The sequence below is a fragment of the Vibrio sp. QJM3NY_35 genome, from assembly GCF_057785915.1.
Genome location: NZ_CM173507.1, coordinates 1,096,882 through 1,119,526, shown reverse-complemented (window position 1 = coordinate 1,119,526; position 22,645 = coordinate 1,096,882). Strand labels below are relative to the sequence as shown.

The window sequence follows — 22,645 nt, the reverse complement described above, 5'->3', positions numbered from 1 at the left end:
GACGATTATCCTTGGGTTTCCGGCAAACAGTTCATTGAACCAGGGTGCTGGGTCACGACATCAGTGAATAAAAATGGTGGGATACTGGAGAACAGAGTCACAGGTTCAGCGACACTTGGCGCAGCCAATGAACGGAATTGCTCCCAATCTTCAATACGGTCTGGGCTAGCTTTCACTTTTTCCACCCAGTTTAGAAACGCCACTTGATCAGGCATGGCTGATGCGGTGAATTTCATTTGAGAGAACCCTTTACCACTGTAGTTCGATGCAAAACCTTTGAAGTCACCTTCATGATTAGCAATCAAGTTCAGCTTGGTCACCATTCCCGGCATCGCGTAGATCTGCGAACCAAGACGCGGGATAAAGAACGCGTTCATGATGTTGTCTGAAGTTAGCTTAAACGTCACCGGTACATCTTTCGGGAACGCAACATAGTTAACCGTCGCAATGTTTTGCTCCGGATAGATGAACAGCCACTTCCAGTCCAGAGAGACCACTTCGATCACCATAGGCTTAACGTCACTCTCCAGAGGCTTGGAAGGCTCTAGTTCGTGTGTTGTTCGCCAAGTGATGGTGGCCAGAATCGCAATAATGATGATTGGAATCGTCCATACCACTATTTCAATCTTGGTTGAGTGCGCCCAGTCAGGTGCATACTCTTCTGTGGTGTTGCTTTCACGGTATCTATAAGCAAAGTAGATGGTCATCAGGATCACGGGGATGACGACAATCAGCATCAGCAACAGAGCAGTAATAATCAGCTCCTTTTCCTGAACGCCAACGCTACCTTTTGGGTCGAGCAATGCGGAGTTACATCCTTCGAGCATCAGGACGGTTCCCACCAAACCAATCCTCGACAGATTTGCTCTCGATAAAATGCGTTTATATCTTGAAGCTTCCATTAACTTTCTCGATGGTTATCCAGCCTCAGAACGAACGCCCGAGTACTGGTTGTCATGGTCATTAGAATATTTATGTGTTGAGCATGTGAAACGACGCATCTCAAAGCGAAACGGAATTAGCCACTATCTTGAACAGTCGACAGTTGAACAGTTGAACTGACAAGTTAAAACGACAGTGCTGCGCAGCCGAAACATTGCCGCACGGTTAAAACCACACAAAAAATATGACTTAATTGTTACACTTTGAAATACATTGTTACATTTGGCGCATTATGAGGAGTTGAAATTGAAAGCTCACCAAACAAACTTGGAAACTAACCTTCCAGTTATGAAAGTAAGATGTGGGAAATTGATGCAATTCAGACGCACAGCATGAACGTGCCACACGAGTCGAGCCATGTGCGGAAAAGGATTAAAGAGAAACGGGAGAGATCAAAGCAAACACGCAGTAGAAACAACAATGATTGATTACATTAGAAAGAGCGAATTAAGCAAAGTGTGATAGCCGTCAAATTTATGAATTCACATACGATCTTAAAGGTATTTAGAAAAGATATTGCTCCAATCAGAAACCCATTAGATATTCGAATGACACGCTTCTTATCATTGATAATAATGCCAGTTAGGTGCCGAAGAATAGTGGCAAAGATCGACCTGAAAAGCCGACTTGATGAGTATTTTGATCTGTTTTAAGTGAGTATTACTCCCCTTAAAAGAGAGGAGTAATACTCATTAGGAGAGGGATTATGCTGTTGCTGTGACGACTTTCTTGCGCTGATTTTTAGTCATTAAGTGATAAACCACAGGCACAAAGTAGAAAGAAATAAGTGTGGTTAATACCGTTCCGCCAACAATCGCGACCGCGAACGGAGGCCAGAAACCACCACCAGCGATGATCAATGGCATAAAACCGCCAACGGTTGTTATCGTGGTTGAGCTGATATGACGCGTACACGACATCACCGCCTCAACTACCGCATCCACATTACCGGATGAAGCTTGTTCATCGAGTTTTAATTCCGTCAGAATCACGATGGCAGCGTTAATCGCTAAGCCCGCAATCCCGAGCATGGCGATGATCACCGTGAAACCGAACGGATAACCGAAGATCCATACCGACAACAGCCCTAGCCCACCAGCCAATCCTGCTACCATGAAGATGATACTACTCATTCGGAACGAGTTGAACGACATCACCACCACCAAAACCATCAATACCACCACAACGGCGACATTCGAGATCAGGCTATTGACTGAATTGTCTCGTTCAGCGGATTCGCCACCAAAACCAATGGTGTAACCCGATGGCATCTCATAGCTTGCTAAGCGTTTTTGGAATTCATTAAGTACGGTTTGAGGTAAGACACCCGCTTCAATATAACCCTCGATGGTATTCACACGTTGCCCATTTCTACGGGTAATCGCACCACGACTGGTCGTCAGTTCAAGCTCAGCCAGAGTCGACACATTGATGCCAGTTGAATACACCTCAGAACTGATTGGCAAGCGAATATTACTCAGGTGCGAAAGATCCTCACGCGCGTCATCCGCGACACGAACACGAATTGGCACCGATTCACTACCCTCAATAACAGAGCCGCTTTCACGACCAGTCAGCGTCGTTTGCAACATGCCCGCAAACTGATTGAGTGAAATCCCGTTAAGTTTTGCGGTGTCTTCATCAACCTTCAACCACACCTTAGGTGTCCCCGGTTGCAGTGTTTCCCTTGTGTGAGTCACATGAGGAACACCTGCCAGAATCAAGCGCACATCCTCACCAATCGCTTTCAACGTATCAAGGTTTTCACCATACACACGCAGTTCAACGGGCGCGGTAAATGGAGGCCCTTGGTTGAGCTTTCTCACCAAGATCTGCGCCTGTGGTACTTCTTTATCTAGCACCTTTTGAAGTTCTGGAATTAGCGCATTGGCTTGATCAAAATTTTCTGTTTTCACCATCGCTTGTGAGAAGTACGGCGCGTTATTTTGCCTTGCTTGCAGGTTGTAATAGAACGATGGGAAGTTCGCTCCTACTAGCCAGTCAATACGCTCGACTTCGGGGTAACGATGAATAATGTCGTCGATTTTCTCAGAGGTATTCTTGGTCGCATAAATGCTCGCTTGAGGTGGCATATAAACCTGAATCTCAAACATGTCTCGGTCTGATGGCGGGAAGAATTGCTCAGTCAGCTGAGACATACTCCAGTAACCAGTAAACGGAACCAACAACACCAAAGCAATCGTGATAATTGGATGCGTGACACCAAAACGGACAGAAGACGAGAACCAGCGCGTCAAAGCAGGAATTCTCAAACCCGTCATATACCAATGGTGCTGCCCTTTCTTGTCGACATCACTGAGTTGTTTCGGCAATAACTTGGTCGCCAAGCCCGCAATCAAGGTGTGCGAAATAATGTAAGAACCGATCAACGAGAAAGAAACGGTAATCGCAATTCCTCCCACAAACTCACCCGATGCGCCCGGCATCAGAATGATCGGGGCAAACGCCAATACCGTGGTTAATGTTGACCCCAGTAGCGGCACCCATAAATGTTTCAACGCATTCATGGTTGCTTCGGCTCGATGTTGTCCTTTCAGGCGGTAAGCTTGAATGGTATCGACCATCACCACCGCGTTATCTACCATGATTCCGAGCGCCACAATTAGGCCCGTCACCGACATTTGGTTAATCGGCACACCGGTCATTTTCATGATCGACAGGGTCAATAATGAGGTTAACGGCAAAGAAATTGCCACTAAGATCGCGGCGCGAACGCCCAAGGTGACAAACAGCACAATTAAGATCAAGCCGAAACCGATCATCAAGCTTTTGCCTAAATCGTCTAAGCGAGTTTCGGTATAACCTTGCTGATTAAAGAGCACTGTCACCTTAACGTTACTTGGTAACTCTTGCTCAAATTTACCAATCAGAGCATTAGCTCGCGACGTCCAGTTGTCGACTCGCAGATCCGGATGCATTCTTGCCGCGACAATCACACCCGGCTCACCATCAATAATGGCAATCTGGTCTTGTGGGGTTTTCTCACCACGTTTCACAGAAGCAATGTCTTCCATACGGATGATGTGACCTTTGCTATCAGTGGCTATTGGCACTTGCTTAATGCGTTCAATAGAATCGAGTTCAGATTTAATTTCTAAGCCAAAGCGAGAATAATCACTCACTAACTCACCGGCGGAGTTCTTGGCGTCCGCCCCTTCTAGCGACTCAGCAATATTGGCACTTGAGCGCCCTAACGCCGCTGCATCTGCGGTACGTAAACTGATTTGAATCTCTTCTTGTGGCATCCCGTATTCATCAACAAATTCGGTGCCCGATAAAGTTCGTAATCGCTTGGCGAGTTCTTTGGCATAGCGACCCAGCGTTAATCGGTCTGGCTCGCCGGCACCAGACCAAGTTAGAGATGCAATGGTCGTGAAAGCATAAGTATGGTCGCTATCGAGATCGGGAGAATGTGAGCCCGCAGGCAAGATGGATTCGATATCAGATAGTTTGTCGCGAGCTTGCGACCAGACCGGTTCTGGCTCGGTGATTGTGTCATTCAATTCAAGCGTGACAATAGACACGCCCGGCCTTGAGGTTGAGCTCACCAATTTAACTTCACTCAGTTCACGCAGCTTATTCTCGATTACCTCAGTAACCAAGGTTTCAACACGTTCGGCACTGGCGCCGGGGAAGCTCGTAGTAATGTTCGCGTAACGGTTGATGATGACTGGATCTTCTGCACGCGGCAGCGTCATGAACGCAGAAATACCACTCACCATGAGCAGTGCCGTCATTAAGATAAGCAGTCGAGTATTGGAAATAATCTCTATGATTTTCATGCTATTTCCTATTCAGCAGTAACGCTGGCTGGCTTCACGGTTTGTCCGGGAACCAAGCGGTGCAACCCACTGGCGATCACTTGCTCGCCTTCGGTAATGGCACCGCTGACATAGGCTTGTTGGTTATTAGCAAACAGAACCTGAACACTTCTACGTTCGACCTTGTTGTCTTCACCAATCACAAAGATGTTCCAAACACCGCGCAATCCATCAATCAAACCCGTTAATGGCACCCAGTAGCCTTGGTCATCAATTTGCTCATCAAACTTAAGATACGCAAGTTGCCCTTCTAAAACAGAAGCTTGCTCCGGAAACAGGTAACGTAGGCCAACACTGCGAGATTGCGTGTCGACCATGGCACCCGGATTCAGCAGCGTCACTGCGTAATCATCTCGCCCAACACGAATACTTGGCGAAGAGAGCGAGGTCACTTTTTGCATTTGGTGAGCTGGAATACCGATAAAAGCTTCTTTGCCTTCCGATGCAAGTAAGGTAAGAGTTGGATTGCCAACATTGACCACATCGCCGAGCGATACAAAACGCGTTGCGATGGTGCCCGAATACGGCGCAAGAATCGTCGACTTCACCAGTTTGAGATCGTTGCCTTTTACCGAGGCATCAATGCGCAGTAGGTTAGCTTGTAACACGCGCTGTTCACTGGTTAACGAATCAATTTCTGCTTCGGCACTGAAGCCTTTTGCTTTTAGTGAACGTTGACGTTTTAAGTTCGCGGCCACAAGGCTCAGTTGAGCTTTCACTTCTTCGGCTTGCGCTTTTAGTTGGCTAGACTCGGTTTCCAAAAGTTGGGTATCCAGTCTGATCAACGGCTGACTCGTTGTGACTGTGTCACCGACATCCACCAGAATCTCGTTTACTTTGCCCGCCAGTTCGAAACCTAAATTGGCCTGCTGACCCGCCTTAACCACACCGACATATTCACGCTGAACTGCATAAGAGGAAGAGAGCGCCAAGGCCATCGTTTCCACGGTTAAAATGGTTTGGACGCTCGATGCCGTTTCAGCGGTTGAATCAACCGACTCTTCGGCTTGTTCCTTTTCGCCACATCCAACAAGAAAAGTCGACAACGCCACTGCCAATGCGCTTCCCTTCATCAATTTATACATACGTACTGTTCCTATGCGGTACTCAATTATGTTCTTTTTTTAGACTAACCAAATCAAACTAGACTGTCTAGTTTGATTGTGTTAAAAATAAGTTTCATCGTTAATGATTGATAAAACCATCACAAAAAGCATAATGCTTAGCGCAGAATGAAATGCATTGAACTGAGTAACGTCAAGTACCAAGCAAGCAACGAGAAACAGCACGTGACTAAAATCATCAAGAGTGAACAGAAGAGATCGCAGATCTTAACCGCAGCAAGCCAACTTTTCTCTGAACATGGTTTCAAGATCAATATGGATCAGATAGCCAAAGCAGCGAACGTTTCTAAGCAAACGGTCTACTCCCACTTTAAAAATAAAGACGAACTTTTCGAAACCTGCATGCAGACCAAGTGTGCGGAGCGCGAACTCAGCCCTTCAGCATTTGATATGAATGCTACTTTGGAAGACGAGTTGGTGAAATTTGGTGTGAAGTTTCAAGATTTGTTACTTGATGAGCAATCCAGACAGACCTTTCAAAATGCGGTGAGCCAATCCAACACGCACCCAGAGATCGCCTCTATCTATTTAGAAACTGGGCCACAAAAAACCACCCTTTTGCTCGCCGATTATCTACAAAGCAAAGTTGACTCGGGTGATTTGATCTTATCAACGTCAAGCTCGCCGATCATTGCAGCAAGACAGCTCCTGCTGATGTTCCATGGTAAGTCGGCGTATTGGGGATTCTTCGGACACGAAAGCGGTGAGTCTGAGCAAGAGAGGCTTCTCTACACCAAAGAGTGTGTCGCGCTGTTCTTAAACGGCAATCAGCCTCGTTAATTTTAAAATATTTATCCGTTAGCCAACCATAGAAACTGACTCAAGCAGCAGTTCATAGAAACGTTTTGCGGCTGGGCCAGTCTTCGCCCCTTTCGGCAGAGTCAGATGCAGCGGAACGTGATAACCACTGCCATTTTCAACATTGAGCACCGTCAGTTTATTTCCGCCTCGGCTTTCCACAATGTGCTTTGGTAATCGGCAATAACCCACGCCCTGCTCTACCGCGCCAAACGCATGGTCGAAATTATCCACCGTAATGCGCTGACTCGACTTCAACCAACCCACATCCTGTTTACTCCCTTGGTTTTTAGTTCCTTGACTGGATCGTGCACCTAAATCCCTCACCACAATTTGTGGCAAAGACGACAATTGATTCAACGACACAGAAGCAGCACTTACTAACAGATGTGAACTCGCAACAACAGGCTCCATCATAGTAAAACCAAAAGCCTCAGCAGAATGATTGGTGACAGGCAGATTGATGATGGCAACATCAGCACGTTCTTGAGTGACCATTTCCGTGGTCTTCGAGAGTGATGTTTCGACTACTTGAATTGAAGTGGTGTTGTTCTCTGTCATAAACGCAGCCATCGGCTTATAAAGGCGCTCAAGGCAGCACAAATGGTCAACGGCGACCACAATTTCAGACTCCACCCCCTTTGCTAACTGCTCACTGATCAGCTCCAATTCCCGAGCTTGTTCCAGCATGCTGCTCGCCCTACGCAATAAGGCTTTGCCATCTTCCGATAGTACCGCCCTGCGACCTTCAATTTGCACCAAAGACACACCCAATTGATCCTCCAATTTTCTCAAAGCATAAATCAGCGTGGTATGGCTCTTATTCAATTGCACTGCCGCCGCTTGAATGCTGCCTGCACGGTCAATTTCGTAAAGCGTTTGCCATTGGTCTAGGGTGATCTTTAATCTCATCGGTCTAAAATCCTGACAGTTAATGGCAATATTATGAACTTTTCTGTCTGTTTTTTACAGGTAATATGAGTTTCAACAACAAACGAGAATGGCTTGTTTGTCTTAAATACCTATTTGCTAAACAGAATTTGTTAAACGGAGAAACACCATGAAACTACTACAAGTTGATTTTGAATTTTCAGGCCCTTTCGGTGAAGAGATGTCAAACGCACTCGTTGACCTAGCAAAATCTATTAACAACGAACCGGGCATGATCTGGAAAATCTGGACAGAGAACGAAGCAGAAAAACTGGGGGGCGGCGTCTACTTATTTGAAGATCAGCTGAGTGCTGAAACCTATCTGGCGATGCATGCTGCTCGCTTAAAAGAGATGGGCGTAGCGGAAGTGCGTGGGGTGATTTTTGACGTCAATCAGCCATTAACTACCATTAATAAAGGCCCAATCAACGCTTAACGCATCGCTCACTCAAGTATTGAGCAAAGAGACAGATTAGCGATATCACCAAGTGGCTTTGTTGCGTAATTAAATTTATAGATAGAGCTACCCCATTTCGTGTGTTTCTTAGTCAATACGACAAGTTTCAGGCATACCTAACCCAGTAAGCTTGTTCAACGCTTTTATCATCGCGTAAGTCTCACCCACCTGCGCATTGTAATGTCTTAAGCTCAACCGTCCTCCTAGTAACTGTTTAACTCGATACATCGCTGTTTCTGATAGTGAACGTCTGTGGTACCCATACCGCTCTTTCCAATACTTATTTGAGCCGTATAACTTCTGGCAACCCACGGCGAGGTTTCGAGGATGACCACGCTCCCAGAAGACTGCCCCTTCTCTTGGGGGAATAAGCGCAATGGCTCCCTTAATCTTAATAGCAGCATGACACAATCTCGTGTCGTAAGCTCCATCACCAGACACCTCAAGGATACTTCGGCGTGTTTGTCTCAGTAAGTTCGGGAGGACTTCTCCATCTGTAACCGTCGATAAACTTAGCTCGGCTGCGATAATTTCATGAGTGCTTGTATCAACGGCAATATGCAGCTTTCGCCAAACTCTACGCTTGCCATCTGTCCCGTGTTTTTTGACTTTCCATTCACCTTCGCCATAAACCTTTAGGCCAGTTGCATCAATGGCCAGGTGCTGTATTGCTCCTCTCGCTTTAGTCTTAAATGAGACCTCAACTTGCTTTGCTCTACGACTGATGCAGGTGTAATGCGGACAACTTAATGGAACATGGGCAAGCCTAAATATTGAGTCGATAAACCCTTGCAGAGCTCTCAGTGGCATAGAAAAAACTCGTTTCACCATGAGCGCTGTCGTGATAGCTAAATCGCTGAACCGACGTGGCCTCCCGCGCTTACTCTGTTTGCTTTGCGCCCACCCGTTTATTGCCTCTTCATCAATCCAAAAGGTCAGAGAGCCACGGTTAATAAGTGATTGGTTGTATTGCTTCCAGTTGGTTGTTTTGTAACGAGGTTTAGGCATAGAGCTACGAGAAGGAGTGAACGTAGCTGATCAGATCGTAGGCTCTTGATTTAGTTCCATTGAATTACGCAACAAAGCCTCACCAAGTTGAAAAAGAGATCGACACAATGAACAACAAAACATTCTTGAGCTTACACGGCATCATTTACGCAGGGTTTGCCTTCGCGCTGTTTTTCCTACCCACCGTTATGTGGCCAATGTACGGCGTAGAGATCAATGATAAATACGCGTACTTTCTCTCTCAACACACCAGTATCTTTTTGGGTGGTATCGCTGCAATAAGCTGGCTGCTTAGAGACATTGAACCTGGCGTATCCGCTAAAAAGCTCATCCAAGGCTTGGTTGTCACCAATATGCTCGGCGCTATCATCACATTGTATGCGGCGTTTACAGGAATATTTGTTGGCTTTGGCTGGAGTGATCCTGCGTTCTTCCTTTCACTATCGGTGCTCAGCGTGTTGCAGGTTCGTCGACAAGGCTAGTTCATACAAAACCAAACCAATAAAAAAGGAACAGATGCACTCATCATCTGTTCCTTTTTCTCAATCAACTGTCGTTAACCTAGCGCGTTCAACTTATTTGCTGTGCTCAACGTAAATCAATTCATCAGTGTTGAAGCCACGCTCTTTAGACATGCTTTTGAACTTCTCCATCACCTCTGGCGCAACTTCGGGTGTTCTTGAAAGCAGCCATAAGTAATCAGTATCTGGACCTGAAACAAACGCGTATTGGTAGCCCTCTTTGTCCAATTCAAACACCACATAAGCTCCGTAGAAAGGGCCAAAGAAAGACACTTTCAGATAGCCTTGTTCAGAGCCTTCAACGAAGTACGCTTTACCTTCCGCTTCGTTCCACTCACCCTCTTCGGCAGAGTATCCACGGTTAATCACCTTTACGCCGCCATCATCACGCAGGCTGTACTCAGCGCTGATGTTATCTAAGCCACGCTCAAACGAGTGATCCAAACGAGCCACTTCATACCATTTCCCTAGGTATCGATCTAACTCAAACTGTTGAACAGGCTTAACCGTTTCGGGCATGCCGACACAACCACCCAATAAGATCACGCTAAGCAGCAATAATATTTTTTTCATCCTAACCTCGACTTGTTTTTATTAGTAATGCGAGTAAGTCTCGTGAAAACAAAAACTTACATCCTTGGTAATACGTTAAATCCATTTTTATAGTTCACTTAACTGTAATTTATTCAGAATCTTATGTGAATCGTTTAGTGGCTTTGTTGCGTAATTAAATTTATAGATAGAGCTACCCCATTTCGTGTGTTTCTTAGTCAATACGACAAGTTTCAGGCATACCTAACCCAGTAAGCTTGTTCAACGCTTTTATCATCGCGTAAGTCTCACCCACCTGCGCATTGTAATGTCTTAAGCTCAATCGTCCTCCTAGTAACTGTTTTACTCGATACATCGCTGTTTCTGATAGTGAACGTCTGTGGTACCCATACCGCTCTTTCCAATACTTATTTGAGCCGTATAACTTCTGGCAACCCACGGCGAGGTTTCGAGGATGACCACGCTCCCAGAAGGCTGCCCCTTCTCTTGGGGGAATAAGCGCAATGGCTCCCTTAATCTTAATAGCAGCATGACACAATCTCGTGTCGTAAGCTCCATCACCAGACACCTCAAGGATACTTCGGCGTGTTTGTTTCAGTAAGTTCGGGAGGACTTCTCCATCTGTAACCGTCGATAAACTTAGCTCGGCTGCGATAATTTCATGAGTGCTTGTATCAACGGCAATATGCAGCTTTCGCCAAACTCTACGCTTGCCATCTGTCCCGTGTTTTTTGACTTTCCATTCACCTTCGCCATAAACCTTTAGGCCAGTTGCATCAATGGCCAGGTGCTGTATTGCTCCTCTCGCTTTAGTCTTAAATGAGACCTCAACTTGCTTTGCTCTACGACTGATGCAGGTGTAATGCGGACAACTTAATGGAACATGGGCAAGCCTAAATATTGAGTCGATAAACCCTTGCAGAGCTCTCAGTGGCATAGAAAAAACTCGTTTCACCATGAGCGCTGTCGTGATAGCTAAATCGCTGAACCGACGTGGCCTCCCGCGCTTACTCTGTTTGCTTTGCGCCCACCCGTTTATTGCCTCTTCATCAATCCAAAAGGTCAGAGAGCCACGGTTAATAAGTGATTGGTTGTATTGCTTCCAGTTGGTTGTTTTGTAACGAGGTTTAGGCATAGAGCTACGAGAAGGAGTGAACGTAGCTGATCAGATCGTAGGCTCTTGATTTAGTTCCATTGAATTACGCAACAAAGCCCATCCATCGCTCAAATTCTCTTCTCATCAGAAACCTTCCCTTTAACCCAATGGCGTTAAGAAAGCTTAGTTCGATATTCACATTTTTGTTAGTTACCATTGACCAGCGACTTTAAAAGCCATTTCCTTAATCTAGATACAAAAAAAGATTGGTATTTCTACCAATCCTTGAGTTTCACAAACCACTGCAGACTTAGCGGCAATTAGTGCTTGTACCTAAAAGTATTACTGTCATCAACAATCTCGATCCTGACAGGAACTGTGCCTTGCTTAACGTTGCCGATTTTTGCAAATGCTTTGTGCGAAAGATCGATAACTCGGCCTTTAACGTAAGGACCTCGATCGTTAATTTTCACATCGACTGACTTGTTATTAGCTGTATTGGTCACCCTCACGATAGTCCCAAATGGCAAGGTTTTATGAGCGGCTGTATAGGCGTTTTTATTATACGTTTCACCACTTGCTGTCAGTTTTCCGTGGAATTTATCGCCATACCAAGAAGCCACTCCCACAAGCGCATGTGAATTGGCATAGCCCTTTGTTTTTGAAGTATCGACGGCCGCATGTGACGAGCATCCGGCAAGCAAAGTAATAAGAAAAGCGGCAAAGATAAGATTTAGTTTTTTCATGCTATTTGAGTAGATCTTCTTCATGTAATGTTTATCTATTTTCATTGTAGTGCGGTTCAGCAGTATTAAGCTGAGTATTGTGAGTTCTCAGCGAGGGCTATCACCGATGTGATTCCGCAATATTTTCATGAAGCACACTCGCTTCAGTCATATTCATGAAAGGTTTTATCTTCAAAACGTCAAATTTAACAATGCCTTAAGCTGTTGATTTATTAACCACCACCACATAATGGAGCACTTAAAAAGCACACAAATAAAAAAGGATTGGTATCTCTACCAATCCTCTTTAGGGGGTGTTTCGGTTCTTCTACCTTATGGAAGGTAGTAAAGCGATTACTCGTAATCAGTCGCGTACGTGTCTTCGTATGTATGCGAGTAGAATTCGAATAGGTTGCCAAACGGGTCTTCTAGGTAAACCATTTGTGCTTGCTTCAGCTCGTCTTCTGGGTGGTAACGCATGATGTCCATACGAACCTTACCGCCAAACTCTTCAACACGCTTAATCGCTGAATGAAACTGTTCTTTTGGAAGCTGCAGACAGAAGTGGAAGATACCTAGACGAGAGAAATCAACTTCGTGACGCTCTTGGCGCTCTTTCATTTCGAACAGCTCAACACCGATGCCATCAGAAGTGACTAGGTGAGCAATGTTGAAGCCTTTAAAGCCTTCACCGAACACAGCGATACACATACGGCCGATTGCTGATTCGCGCTCTTCCATCACTTTGGTGTTGTTCATTACGACTCTTAGACCTAAAGCTTTCGTGTAAAACTCGACTGCTTTGTCCATGTCGCCAACCATGATACCTACGTGATTCATTTTCATAACTTTCTCCAATTCGTTTCTTATTCTGTGCTTTTCGAAGTCTAACTTCGGTATTTCGTTTCGATGGAGAGAGTATAGGGAGATATTTTAATTAACTGAAATTATCATAATTTATATTAATGATAATTTATTGTTATCTGGTGGGTTTGTTTTGGGAGTCGCTTGCTTGCAAATAAACAGAGCCACACATCAAGTAATGTGGCTCTGCTCAAACGTCCCAATTTAAACTCTAGTCAAACCACTACGCTTTACTGGTTTGTACTGAATTCGTCATCGGTTTGGTTTTGTTTTCAGGTACCAGAGACATCAACCCAGTAATCACAAGGGCTGTGATGCCCGACATCGTTACTGGTGAGCCAAATATGCTTTGCGCTAGCTTCGGCGCTTCTTTCAATAAATCCGGCACCAGCATTACCCCAAGCCCTAAGCCTAGTGAGATGGCAATCGTCATAATTCTGCGGCGATCCAATTTTTCATTGGCGATGATTTTGATGCCCGCAGCAGCAACCGTACCGAACATCACCAATGTCGCCCCGCCCAATACTGGCTTTGGAATCGTCATTAATACGGCACCTAAGATGGGAAATAACCCTAACAGAAAAAGAATCGCGGCAATGAAGTAGCCGATATAGCGACTCGCGATCCCCGTAAAATGGATCACACCGTTGTTCTGGCTGAAAGTCGTGTTCGGAAAAGTATTGAATACCGCAGCGATAAGTGAGTTCACGCCGTCACCCAGCACGCCAGCCTTGAGTCGATTGAGGTATTTAGGTCCTTTAACCGGCTGCCCTGAAAACATGCTGTTGGCGGTAAGGTCACCCGTGGTTTCTATAACAGTAATCAAGTAAATAAAAGCGATAGGTAGGAAGGCTTGCCAATCAAAAGCGAAACCATATTTAAACGGAACAGGAATACTCAATAGCGGTTGAGAGGCAAAAGAAACCATTGGCGCTTTGCCCATCAGAATAGCAACGCCCCACCCGACAACCAGACCGACCAAAATCGACGACAGCCTTACCATGGTGTTGTTGCTTAGGTTAAGTGCAACTACGGTTCCGAGAACAATCGCACCCAGCATCAGGTTACTTCCAGAGCCAAAATCTTCTGCGCCAACACCACCAGCGATATCAGTGACGCCAACTTTAATCAAAGAAACACCAATCGTCGTGATAACGATGCCGGTAACAACAGGTGTGATAACGACTTTGAGTTTTTCGATAAAGCGCGATAGGACGATTTCAACAAATGCACCGAAGAAACAGACACCGAAAATGGTGGCGAGCATTTCATCCGGCCCGCCTCCATTCGCTTTCACAAGAAAACCCGCGCCTAGTACGGAACCTAAGAACGCAAAGCTGGTTCCTTGGACACAGATCATTCCTGCGCCAACTGGCCCTATTTTTCTGGCTTGGATGAAGGTACCAACCCCAGACACCATCAGTGCCATGCTGATCAAATAAGGGATGTGTTCACCCAATCCTAAGACACCGCCAATAATGAGCGTGGGTGTGATAATGCCGACAAAGCTGGCTAATACATGCTGCAGCGCCGCGTAACTGGCTGCTTTGACTGATGGTCGATCGTCTAATCCGTAGATCAATTCATTGTTCTGTTCCATGTGACTTCCTTTATGTATTTTTTATTGTATACAATTTACATAAAGGCAATAGAGCAAAACATATGCCAACGGTAAAATATGTAATTTATCAATAGTTTAAGTTTCATATCAAGCCAACACTGCACTATAGAGTGACACTTTCAGTTTGTTTTGGTGCAAACGGTGCACTCATTTGATCAGGTTTATACGTAACCTCTAACCCATATTGCAAACACAAAAAAGGATTGGTATTTCTACCAATCCTCTTTAGGGGGTGTTTCAGTTTTTCTACCTTATGATAGGTAGGTAGCGCCTATTACTCGTAATCAGTCGAGTAAGTATCTTCGTACGAATGAGAGTAGAACTCGAATAGGTTGCCAAACGGGTCTTCTAGGTAAACCATTTGCGCTTGTTTTAGGTCGTCTTCTGGGTGGTAGCGCATGATGTCCATACGAACTTTACCGCCAAATTCTTCAACGCGTTTAATCGCTGAATGAAATTGCTCTTTTGGAAGCTGTAGACAGAAGTGGAAGATGCCTAGACGAGAGAAATCAACCTTATGACGATCTTCACGGTCAACCATTTCGAACATCTCAACACCGATGCCATCAGATGTGACTAGGTGAGCAATGTTGAAGCCTTTGAAGCCTTCGCCAAATACTGCGATACACATACGGCCAATTGCTGATTCGCGTTCTTCCATCACTTTAGTGTTGTTCATTACAACTCTTAGACCTAGAGCCTTGGTGTAAAACTCTACCGCTTGGTCCATATCGCCAACCATGATGCCTACGTGATTCATTTTCATAACTTTCTCCAATTCGTTTTTTATTCTGTGCTTTTCGAAGCCTAGCTTCGGTATCTCGTTTCGATGAAGAGAGTATAGGGAGAGATATTGATTAAATGAAATTATCATAATTTATATTAATGATAATTTTTCGTTATTTAATAATTAACATGGGATCTCAGCTCACTCAAAGAAACGCTATCTACATACATGCTCACACTATAAATAGACGCTCACGTTAGTAAGAAGAAAGCCCAATATAGAGAACAACCTAAAGAGCATAGTCACTCAAATCGAGTATTGCTGACGTTTGATAGCTTCTGTCGATAGCTTTCTTCTTTCAAAGATAGGATTCGCCTATTGAATCTATAGAAATGTCCGATTTCACTAATTTTCGGTGCGGATGCAATATATCTACATCGACGCGGGATAGCGTTAAACACTACAAATTAGAAAGAGAGTCAAATCATGATCAACACAGAAATCAAACCATTCAACGCAACAGCATTCAAAAACGGCGAATTCGTAGAAATCACTGAGCAAGACGTTAAAGGCAAGTGGGCTGTATTCTTCTTCTACCCAGCAGACTTCACATTTGTATGTCCAACTGAGCTAGTTGACCTACAAGACAAATACGCAGAACTTCAATCTCGTGGCGTAGAAGTTTACTCAGTATCAACTGACACTCACTTCTCTCACAAAGCATGGCACGATACTTCTGACAAAATCGGCACTATCGAATACTTCATGGTAGGTGACCAAACGGGCAACATCACAAATAACTTCAACGTTATGCGTGAAGGTCAAGGCCTTGCAGACCGTGCAACTTTCCTAATCGACCCTGAAGGCGTTATCCAAGCAATGGAAATCACAGCTGAAGGCATCGGCCGTGACGCAGAAGACCTACTACGTAAGGTTAAAGCAGCACAATACGTAGCCGCTAACCCAGGTGAAGTTTGCCCAGCTAAATGGAAAGAAGGCGAAGAGACTCTAGCTCCATCTCTAGACCTAGTAGGCAAGATTTAATCTAAGCCTAGCTAACAAGAATAGCTAAACGGTTCTACAGGCGCGCTTCGGCCTCCCTCCTAAAGGGCAGTTGCGCGCCACCCTTTCAAGCCATCAACAACACAATATTTGCCGACTTGCGCCCCCTTTTTATTTTCCTTTTTCAGCAAGAAGGTATTGGTCAATACCAAGACACAGAATTTAAGAGCAGGCACGATTATGTTAGATCAAGCAATGAAGCAGCAACTAAAAGCATACCTAGAAAACCTAAAAACCAATGTTCAGTTAGTGCTGAGCCTTGATAGCAGCGATACCGCGAACAAACTTCAAGATCTGGCGAATGATATCGCCTCTCTCACCGACAAAATTGAAGTAATTCGAGATGATAACGCAAGTACTCGCCGCCCTATCATGCAGGTAGTGAACCAAGAGAAAGGCCCTGCGATCGGTTTCGCCGGTTTGCCAATGGGTCACGAGTTCACATCATTGGTACTGGCACTGCTTCACAGTGGTGGTCACCCAATCAAGCTTGAAGCTGACGTAATCGAACAAATTAAAGAGCTTAATAAAGAGCTTAATGTAGAGATTTTCATCTCACTATCGTGCCAAAACTGTCCAGAAGTGGTTCAGGCATTCAACATGATGTCGGCGATTAACCCTCTAGTTAAGACAACCATGATTGATGGCGCAGCATTCCAAGACGAAGTGAAGTCTCGCGACATCATGGCAGTTCCAAGCGTGTTTATTAACGGTGAGCTATTTGGTCAAGGACGTATGTCTCTGGCTGAGATCCTCAACAAAGTCGATTCAGGCGCAGCAGAAAAGAAAGCGGCCAACCTAAACGAACAAGCACCGTTTGATGTATTGGTTGTCGGTGGTGGCCCTGCGGGATCTTCAGCGGCTATCTACGCAGCACGTAAAGGCATTCGTACCGGTGTGGTCGCTGATCGATTCGGTGGTCAAGTGATGGATACGATGGCGATTGAGAACTTTATCTCAGTGAAAGCGACGACCGGTCCTAAGCTAGTGGCTAGCCTAGAAGAGCACGTAAAAGAGTACGGTGTTGAGATAATGACTGAGCAGCGCGCTGCGAACATCATTGCGGCAGAAGACACAGAAGACGGCTACATCCACGTTGAGCTAGAAAGCGGCGCAACATTACGATCTCGCACAGTTATCACAAGTACGGGTGCTCGCTGGCGTGAAATGAACGTTCCGGGTGAGCAAGAGTACCGCAATAAAGGCGTCGCTTACTGCCCACACTGTGACGGTCCTTTATTCAAAGGTAAGAAAACAGCGGTTATCGGTGGTGGTAACTCAGGTATCGAAGCGGCGATTGATTTAGCGGGTATTGTTGAACACGTAACCGTACTTGAATTTGCAGACACACTACGTGCCGACCAAGTGCTTATCGACAAAGCGAATGCAACACCAAACATCGAAATCATCAAGATGGCTCAGACAACGCAAGTGATTGGTGATGGCAACCGTGTAACCGGTCTGGAATACAAAGACCGTAACACCGACGAACTAAAACAGATCGAACTTGCGGGTATCTTTGTTCAAATCGGCCTGATGCCAAACAGCGAATGGTTGAAGGGTTCAAAAGTTGAGCTGTCACCACGCGGTGAAATTGAAATTAACGCTCATGGCGCAACATCGATGAAAGGTGTGTTTGCGGCGGGTGATGTAACGACCGTACCTTACAAACAGATCATCATTGCGATGGGTGAAGGTGCGAAAGCAAGCTTAGGTGCATTTGACCACCTAATCCGTAACTCAGCTCCAGTTAAAGAGGCTGAAACCGCTTAATCTTTAAACCTAAAACTTAAAAGCTTCTAGGCATAAAAGCTTTTAACTCAAGTTCCTTAAATATTTGTTAACTTAATTCTTTACTGTTAACGACTTAGTCGACATTTAGACACCACTCCTATGGATTTAGGAGTGGTTTTTTTCTTTGCGATTTATGCCGGTTGATAAAGCATAAAGGCAACCACCATCGCTAAGCTTCCACCCAAGCAACGGTTCACAAACATCATCTGTTTTGGCGATTGCAGCAACTTTTTAAGCATGGTGCCACAGTACGCCCACACCAACATGCACGGTACACCCGTGATCACCATGCCCGCGATAATGGTCACCACTTGAATCAAGTAGTCGGCATTCGGGGTGATGAACTGTGAAAACACAGTTAATGAAGCAATCCAACCTTTAGGGTTCAACACCTGCACCAACACGCCTGACATAAAGCCCGAGCGACTATCAGTGGTGCTTTCTTCGATTTGCATATTCGCAATCGACCACGCCATGAACAGTAAATAAGCCGCACCCGCGTATTTCAAAATGTTGTATAGCTCTGGGTAAAGAGTAAATAGGCTCACCAAACCGACACTGGAACCCGCCAGTACGATGATGATACCAACAGCGTTTCCAGAGATAAAAGGTAAAGTCGCAGCAAACCCATAACGACTTGAAATCCCAAGTAATGCGATATTGCCTGCCCCAGGGGTAATTGCAATTGATGTTGAAAATAGCAAGAACGCCAGCATTAATTGAGAGCTCATTTCCTCTCACTCCTAATAAGTAAAGTATTTATAGGGAGAGAGTTTACAGATTCGACTAGGAATTAAATTGCTATATAGGCTAATATTAATCCAAATTTGAGCAATACTTTTCTAAAATAGCCATGAAACAGAAAGAATCCACCAAAGAAGTGTTAGATGACACAGATATCGCCATCTTAGAACATATCCAGCAAGACGGACGCATGAGCAACAGTAAGCTCGCAGAGAAGGTCAACCTCAGCGAAACCCCATGCTGGCGCCGTTGGAAACGTATGGAAGAGACGGGCTATATCGATGGTTATGCCGCGAAGCTAAACCGCAAAAAGCTTGGTTTTCATGTGGCTGGTTTTACTCTTGTTACCTTAGGTAACCATGAAGTAGAAAACACAGAACCGTTTGAAGAGTTTGTCGAAGTAACCGATTGGATTCCTATGTGTCACTGCATTGCAGGCGGTGCCGACTATATGATTCAAGTGCTAGCGAAAGATTTAGAAGAGTACTTTGAGCGTATTAGCTCGATCAGACGAGTAAAAGGCGTGAGTGCGATTCAGTCCAATATCTCGGTTAAAGAGTTGAAAAACAGCTATAAGCTCCCTCTTGGAGAATAATCTTGCTCCCAGTTGATCAGCAGTCATCTTGCAACAAAAAATGATACTTAAAAGCCCAGCCACCTTAGAGTCTTAAAATCTAACGATGCTGGGCTTTGATATTGAGCCTAATTAATCTGTTTGATGGCTACTCACATGGCGCTGCAAGGTGAATTAGAGCAAGGCCACCGAGTGAGGTTTCTCGGTATTTCTTATTCATGTCCTTACCCGTCTGATACATAGTCGCGATAACCTTATCCAATGAGATCAGGCTTTTGCTGTTACGTTTGAGTGCCATTCGTGAAGCATTAATCGCTTTCATCGAGCCCATCGCATTACGTTCAATACAAGGCACTTGTACTAGGCCACCAATCGGGTCACATGTCATACCCAATGAATGCTCCATCGCAATTTCTGCCGCAATGCAAATCTGCTCATTACTGCCACCACGTAAAGCGGTTAAACCCGCCGCCGCCATAGAAGATGACACACCTACTTCACCTTGGCACCCTACTTCAGCACCTGAAATCGAAGCATTGGTTTTATACAAAATACCAATAGCACCCGACACCGCTAGGAAGTCTTTGAGCTGCTTGGTATCCAACTCTTTAATGAAGCGATGGTAGTACATCAAGACCGCAGGAATCACGCCCGCGGCACCATTGGTTGGTGACGTCACCACTTGGCCACCAGCCGCGTTTTCTTCACTGACAGCAAAGGCAAACAAGTTAATCCAATCCATAATTTCCATTGGATCGTTTTCAACGGCTGCATTCGCTTCTAGCTTTTTCAATAGGTTTGGCGCACGGCGAGTGACGTTCAAGCCACCATCAAGAATACCTTCCGTCTCAAAGCCACGTTCCATACAACGTGACATCACGCGCCAAATCTGATCCGCCTTTTCTGCAATCGCATCTGTATCTTGGAAGGCCGACTCATTTTTCAGAATCATCCCACCTAGGCTCATGCCGTTGTCTTCAGCTTGTTTCAGCATCTCATCGGCGTTCTTAAAAGGGTAAGTCACCTCTACCGATTGAGTTTTGGTGCCGTTTTGAAGCTCAGCTGCGGTTGCGATAAAACCGCCGCCAATCGAGTAATAGGTTTCATCGACAATCACATTTCCACTTTGGTCGAACGCGGTAATCATCATGCCATTTTCATGCAGAGGCAGATTGTCTTTGTGGAACAACATATCGGTTTCGTAGTTGAAAGCAATGTGCTTCGTGCCCGCTAAATCCATCTCACCACTATCTACGGCATGGCGCATTGCTTGGTTTGCGCTGGTGATTTTGATGGTATCTGGCTTATTGCCAAGTAGCCCCAATATTGTTGCTCTGTCGGTGTGGTGACCTATGCCAGTCAATGACAAAGAACCGTATAAATCCACCTGAACACGCACAACCTCTGTGATTCTGTCTGCGACTAATTGAGTGAAATGGAAGCCCGCAATCATTGGGCCGTTAGTGTGAGAGCTCGATGGCCCCACACCAATTTTGTAGATATCAAAGATCGATAACATAGATATACCAGTAAAAAATCGGTCAATTAAGAAAGAGCGGCATAGAGCCAACCAGGGATAACAGTACAAGCAGCAATTGTCACAACAGCGAACACCAACAAGCCGTAATGACTCGCGGTAGGCTTTGCAAACAAATGCTTCTGCTTGGCTATAAATTCGTTTTGCTGTTGTGTCACTTCTCCCCAGAAACGGCTCACAACAACACCTAACACTAAGAAAACCACCGTGCCAATTAAGGCAAACCAAGGCCAAGAGATACCACTGTATTTAGCAATAAACACCACAGCCACGCTGCCAACACTGCCTGCAATCACCCCTTTCTCATTTGCCTTTTTAAAGAACAAACCAAGGATGAAAGAGCCAAGGCGAATACCAACAAAAATTGAAGTCAGGCTGGCAATGGTTTTGAGTACAGATTCGTTAGAGACCGCCAGTAATGCAGGCACAACAACCGACGCTGCAGCAACAAGGCTCATTTTTCTAGCAACCGATTCATAGTACGCGTCAGAGGCTTCCTTGCGGAAAAATCGCTTATAGAAATCGAACGTTGCCACAGTCGCCATTGAGTTATAAGTGGAATCCAGTGTCGACATTGCCGCTGCCGAAAGTGCTGAGATAACCAAGCCAACAATGATTGGGTTAGTGTGGTTGAACACGAAATCGAGAATCACCTCGTTGCTGTTTTCAAAACTGCTGTCTTGATAAAAGACACTTAACAACACCCCCATCACAGCAAAGAATAGATAAACAAAGAACGCGCCATAGCCACAAAGCAACATCGACTTTTGCGCTGTTTTAACGCACTTAGTCGCCAGTGTTCTCTGAATAATCAGCTGGTTAGTGCCATATACGCTCAGGTGTAAGAAACTCACGGCCACTACGCCTGCCCACAATGTGGTGTCGACGCCCAAGTCAAAATCGAGATTGATAATATTCAAATGCTCAGGAGACAACACCTCGCCCGCATCGATTTTCATCAGCAATAAAACAAAGATCGCAATGCTGCCGATAATCAGCACCGCCGACTGCAACATGTCTGTCCATATGACCGTCGAGATGCCGCCCGCATAGGTATACAAAGCGGTAAATAAGCTGATGTAGATGATCGCCTCAGAGATACTGACCGGCAGCACTTGCACTAAGATGAGAGCAACCGCATACAAAATAACTCCTGCCGAAATACACTGAACCACAATAAACACGATGGAATTGATCGTGCGAGCAACAACGCCAAAGCGGTGCTCCAAGTATTCATAAATCGAGGTCAGGCCGAGTTTGTAAAAAACTGGAACAAAGAAAACCACAGCGAAAAAGATCACTATTGGGTAATTCAGATGAACGCTCATTGCTTCCATGCCTGAGCTATAAACCCAGCCCGGCATACCCACGAACGTCATCGCACTGATGTAGGTTGCAAGAATCGACACACCTGCCGTAAACCAACCAAATTGCTTTCCGCCAGTCGAAAAGTCGCCACCAACGCTATAGCGCCTATTAACTAAGTAGCTGATAAACAAAGTAGTTAGCACATAAAGAGCAATAACCACAAAACTTGAGTACGTAACCATTTTTAGATTCCGTTTATTGTATGTCCCTATTAATTCGCTGCCAATAGTACTCAAAAATGGCTATTTTCCCTCAAAAACCCACAATAAGTGTGACTATTATCACTAAGATAGACGATTAAACACTCAAACCGCCCCACAAAGCACAAAAACCCAGTTAAATGAGATCAAGATCACCAA

The 22,645-nt window shown here is 45.2% G+C and carries 20 protein-coding genes; 6 read left to right on the top strand and 14 right to left on the bottom strand.

The window, feature by feature from the left end:
* Nucleotides 1–5: 5 nt before the first annotated feature.
* The 3 genes from cyoA to AC3CH3_RS05090 form a co-directional block, all read right to left on the bottom strand.
* The gene (cyoA, locus tag AC3CH3_RS05100) at nucleotides 6–902 is read right to left on the bottom strand and encodes a ubiquinol oxidase subunit II (RefSeq protein WP_077680639.1); all 897 of its coding nucleotides are present in this window, start codon (nucleotides 900–902) and stop codon (nucleotides 6–8) included.
* 744 nt (nucleotides 903–1,646) lie between these two features.
* The gene (locus AC3CH3_RS05095; protein WP_488537876.1) at nucleotides 1,647–4,745 is read right to left on the bottom strand and encodes an efflux RND transporter permease subunit; all 3,099 of its coding nucleotides are present in this window, start codon (nucleotides 4,743–4,745) and stop codon (nucleotides 1,647–1,649) included.
* Nucleotides 4,746–4,753: 8 nt separating this feature from the next.
* Nucleotides 4,754–5,869 (bottom strand): efflux RND transporter periplasmic adaptor subunit, encoded by a 1,116-nt coding sequence (locus tag AC3CH3_RS05090; protein WP_488537875.1) that lies wholly within the window; start codon nucleotides 5,867–5,869, stop codon nucleotides 4,754–4,756.
* 147 nt (nucleotides 5,870–6,016) lie between these two features.
* Between AC3CH3_RS05090 and AC3CH3_RS05085 the strand changes: the two genes are divergently transcribed.
* A complete protein-coding gene (locus tag AC3CH3_RS05085) occupies nucleotides 6,017–6,688 on the top strand; it encodes a TetR/AcrR family transcriptional regulator (protein WP_488537874.1) in 672 nt (223 codons plus the stop codon).
* Nucleotides 6,689–6,706: 18 nt separating this feature from the next.
* On the opposite strand, the gene AC3CH3_RS05080 is transcribed toward AC3CH3_RS05085, so the two are convergent.
* Complete coding sequence (locus AC3CH3_RS05080; RefSeq protein WP_488537873.1) at nucleotides 6,707–7,618, bottom strand: LysR family transcriptional regulator; 912 nt, start codon at nucleotides 7,616–7,618, stop codon at nucleotides 6,707–6,709.
* A 148-nt stretch (nucleotides 7,619–7,766) separates the two neighbouring features.
* On the opposite strand from AC3CH3_RS05080, the gene AC3CH3_RS05075 reads away from it, so the two are divergent.
* Complete coding sequence (locus tag AC3CH3_RS05075; RefSeq protein WP_019826770.1) at nucleotides 7,767–8,072, top strand: monooxygenase; 306 nt, start codon at nucleotides 7,767–7,769, stop codon at nucleotides 8,070–8,072.
* Nucleotides 8,073–8,180: 108 nt separating this feature from the next.
* Here AC3CH3_RS05075 and AC3CH3_RS05070 read toward each other — a convergent pair whose 3' ends face one another.
* Complete coding sequence (locus AC3CH3_RS05070; RefSeq protein ID WP_488537872.1) at nucleotides 8,181–9,101, bottom strand: IS5 family transposase; 921 nt, start codon at nucleotides 9,099–9,101, stop codon at nucleotides 8,181–8,183.
* A gap of 107 nt (nucleotides 9,102–9,208) precedes the next feature.
* Between AC3CH3_RS05070 and AC3CH3_RS05065 the strand changes: the two genes are divergently transcribed.
* The gene (locus AC3CH3_RS05065; RefSeq protein ID WP_059021009.1) at nucleotides 9,209–9,583 is read left to right on the top strand and encodes a hypothetical protein; all 375 of its coding nucleotides are present in this window, start codon (nucleotides 9,209–9,211) and stop codon (nucleotides 9,581–9,583) included.
* Between the two features lie 93 nt (nucleotides 9,584–9,676).
* On the opposite strand, the gene AC3CH3_RS05060 is transcribed toward AC3CH3_RS05065, so the two are convergent.
* The 6 genes from AC3CH3_RS05060 to AC3CH3_RS05035 form a co-directional block, all read right to left on the bottom strand.
* A complete protein-coding gene (locus AC3CH3_RS05060; protein WP_172380132.1) occupies nucleotides 9,677–10,195 on the bottom strand; it encodes a lipocalin family protein in 519 nt (172 codons plus the stop codon).
* A 193-nt stretch (nucleotides 10,196–10,388) separates the two neighbouring features.
* Nucleotides 10,389–11,309, bottom strand: coding sequence for an IS5 family transposase (locus AC3CH3_RS05055; RefSeq protein ID WP_488537233.1), 921 nt, complete (start codon nucleotides 11,307–11,309; stop codon nucleotides 10,389–10,391).
* Between the two features lie 281 nt (nucleotides 11,310–11,590).
* The gene (locus AC3CH3_RS05050) at nucleotides 11,591–12,016 is read right to left on the bottom strand and encodes a septal ring lytic transglycosylase RlpA family protein (protein ID WP_158008802.1); all 426 of its coding nucleotides are present in this window, start codon (nucleotides 12,014–12,016) and stop codon (nucleotides 11,591–11,593) included.
* Nucleotides 12,017–12,349: 333 nt separating this feature from the next.
* On the bottom strand, nucleotides 12,350–12,841 hold the full coding sequence (locus tag AC3CH3_RS05045) for a VOC family protein (protein ID WP_048609315.1): 492 nt from the start codon (nucleotides 12,839–12,841) through the stop codon (nucleotides 12,350–12,352).
* A 241-nt stretch (nucleotides 12,842–13,082) separates the two neighbouring features.
* The gene (locus AC3CH3_RS05040; RefSeq protein ID WP_488537871.1) at nucleotides 13,083–14,459 is read right to left on the bottom strand and encodes a uracil-xanthine permease family protein; all 1,377 of its coding nucleotides are present in this window, start codon (nucleotides 14,457–14,459) and stop codon (nucleotides 13,083–13,085) included.
* 295 nt (nucleotides 14,460–14,754) lie between these two features.
* A complete protein-coding gene (locus AC3CH3_RS05035; protein ID WP_081228849.1) occupies nucleotides 14,755–15,246 on the bottom strand; it encodes a VOC family protein in 492 nt (163 codons plus the stop codon).
* A 447-nt stretch (nucleotides 15,247–15,693) separates the two neighbouring features.
* On the opposite strand from AC3CH3_RS05035, the gene ahpC reads away from it, so the two are divergent.
* Nucleotides 15,694–16,251, top strand: coding sequence for an alkyl hydroperoxide reductase subunit C (ahpC, locus tag AC3CH3_RS05030; protein WP_016798107.1), 558 nt, complete (start codon nucleotides 15,694–15,696; stop codon nucleotides 16,249–16,251).
* Nucleotides 16,252–16,449: 198 nt separating this feature from the next.
* The gene (gene ahpF / locus AC3CH3_RS05025; RefSeq protein WP_488537870.1) at nucleotides 16,450–18,042 is read left to right on the top strand and encodes an alkyl hydroperoxide reductase subunit F; all 1,593 of its coding nucleotides are present in this window, start codon (nucleotides 16,450–16,452) and stop codon (nucleotides 18,040–18,042) included.
* A 152-nt stretch (nucleotides 18,043–18,194) separates the two neighbouring features.
* On the opposite strand, the gene AC3CH3_RS05020 is transcribed toward ahpF, so the two are convergent.
* Entirely contained in the window at nucleotides 18,195–18,794 is a 600-nt protein-coding gene (locus tag AC3CH3_RS05020) for a LysE family translocator (RefSeq protein ID WP_488537869.1), read from the bottom strand.
* Between the two features lie 122 nt (nucleotides 18,795–18,916).
* Between AC3CH3_RS05020 and AC3CH3_RS05015 the strand changes: the two genes are divergently transcribed.
* Nucleotides 18,917–19,402: an Lrp/AsnC family transcriptional regulator gene (locus tag AC3CH3_RS05015; RefSeq protein ID WP_017110015.1), complete on the top strand. Its 486-nt coding sequence runs from the start codon at nucleotides 18,917–18,919 to the stop codon at nucleotides 19,400–19,402.
* 127 nt (nucleotides 19,403–19,529) lie between these two features.
* Here AC3CH3_RS05015 and AC3CH3_RS05010 read toward each other — a convergent pair whose 3' ends face one another.
* Both AC3CH3_RS05010 and AC3CH3_RS05005 read right to left on the bottom strand, forming a co-directional pair.
* Complete coding sequence (locus AC3CH3_RS05010) at nucleotides 19,530–20,900, bottom strand: L-serine ammonia-lyase (protein ID WP_488537868.1); 1,371 nt, start codon at nucleotides 20,898–20,900, stop codon at nucleotides 19,530–19,532.
* Nucleotides 20,901–20,926: 26 nt separating this feature from the next.
* Nucleotides 20,927–22,468, bottom strand: coding sequence for a sodium:solute symporter family transporter (locus AC3CH3_RS05005; RefSeq protein ID WP_488537867.1), 1,542 nt, complete (start codon nucleotides 22,466–22,468; stop codon nucleotides 20,927–20,929).
* Nucleotides 22,469–22,645 lie beyond the last annotated feature (177 nt).

Excerpts from the sequence above, each read along its gene's own strand:
- AC3CH3_RS05015 (WP_017110015.1), top strand. The coding sequence starts at position 18,917 with ATGAAACAGAAAGAATCCACCAAAGAAGTGTTAGATGACACAGATATC.
- AC3CH3_RS05010 (WP_488537868.1), bottom strand. The coding sequence starts at position 20,900 with ATGTTATCGATCTTTGATATCTACAAAATTGGTGTGGGGCCATCGAGC.
- cyoA (WP_077680639.1), bottom strand. The coding sequence starts at position 902 with ATGGAAGCTTCAAGATATAAACGCATTTTATCGAGAGCAAATCTGTCG.
- ahpF (WP_488537870.1), top strand. The coding sequence starts at position 16,450 with ATGTTAGATCAAGCAATGAAGCAGCAACTAAAAGCATACCTAGAAAAC.
- AC3CH3_RS05070 (WP_488537872.1), bottom strand. The coding sequence starts at position 9,101 with ATGCCTAAACCTCGTTACAAAACAACCAACTGGAAGCAATACAACCAA.
- AC3CH3_RS05095 (WP_488537876.1), bottom strand. The coding sequence starts at position 4,745 with ATGAAAATCATAGAGATTATTTCCAATACTCGACTGCTTATCTTAATG.
- AC3CH3_RS05090 (WP_488537875.1), bottom strand. The coding sequence starts at position 5,869 with ATGTATAAATTGATGAAGGGAAGCGCATTGGCAGTGGCGTTGTCGACT.
- AC3CH3_RS05065 (WP_059021009.1), top strand. The coding sequence starts at position 9,209 with ATGAACAACAAAACATTCTTGAGCTTACACGGCATCATTTACGCAGGG.
- AC3CH3_RS05080 (WP_488537873.1), bottom strand. The coding sequence starts at position 7,618 with ATGAGATTAAAGATCACCCTAGACCAATGGCAAACGCTTTACGAAATT.
- ahpC (WP_016798107.1), top strand. The coding sequence starts at position 15,694 with ATGATCAACACAGAAATCAAACCATTCAACGCAACAGCATTCAAAAAC.
- AC3CH3_RS05050 (WP_158008802.1), bottom strand. The coding sequence starts at position 12,016 with ATGAAAAAACTAAATCTTATCTTTGCCGCTTTTCTTATTACTTTGCTT.
- AC3CH3_RS05040 (WP_488537871.1), bottom strand. The coding sequence starts at position 14,459 with ATGGAACAGAACAATGAATTGATCTACGGATTAGACGATCGACCATCA.
- AC3CH3_RS05045 (WP_048609315.1), bottom strand. The coding sequence starts at position 12,841 with ATGAAAATGAATCACGTAGGTATCATGGTTGGCGACATGGACAAAGCA.
- AC3CH3_RS05060 (WP_172380132.1), bottom strand. The coding sequence starts at position 10,195 with ATGAAAAAAATATTATTGCTGCTTAGCGTGATCTTATTGGGTGGTTGT.
- AC3CH3_RS05005 (WP_488537867.1), bottom strand. The coding sequence starts at position 22,468 with ATGGTTACGTACTCAAGTTTTGTGGTTATTGCTCTTTATGTGCTAACT.
- AC3CH3_RS05020 (WP_488537869.1), bottom strand. The coding sequence starts at position 18,794 with ATGAGCTCTCAATTAATGCTGGCGTTCTTGCTATTTTCAACATCAATT.
- AC3CH3_RS05085 (WP_488537874.1), top strand. The coding sequence starts at position 6,017 with ATGAAATGCATTGAACTGAGTAACGTCAAGTACCAAGCAAGCAACGAG.
- AC3CH3_RS05055 (WP_488537233.1), bottom strand. The coding sequence starts at position 11,309 with ATGCCTAAACCTCGTTACAAAACAACCAACTGGAAGCAATACAACCAA.
- AC3CH3_RS05035 (WP_081228849.1), bottom strand. The coding sequence starts at position 15,246 with ATGAAAATGAATCACGTAGGCATCATGGTTGGCGATATGGACCAAGCG.
- AC3CH3_RS05075 (WP_019826770.1), top strand. The coding sequence starts at position 7,767 with ATGAAACTACTACAAGTTGATTTTGAATTTTCAGGCCCTTTCGGTGAA.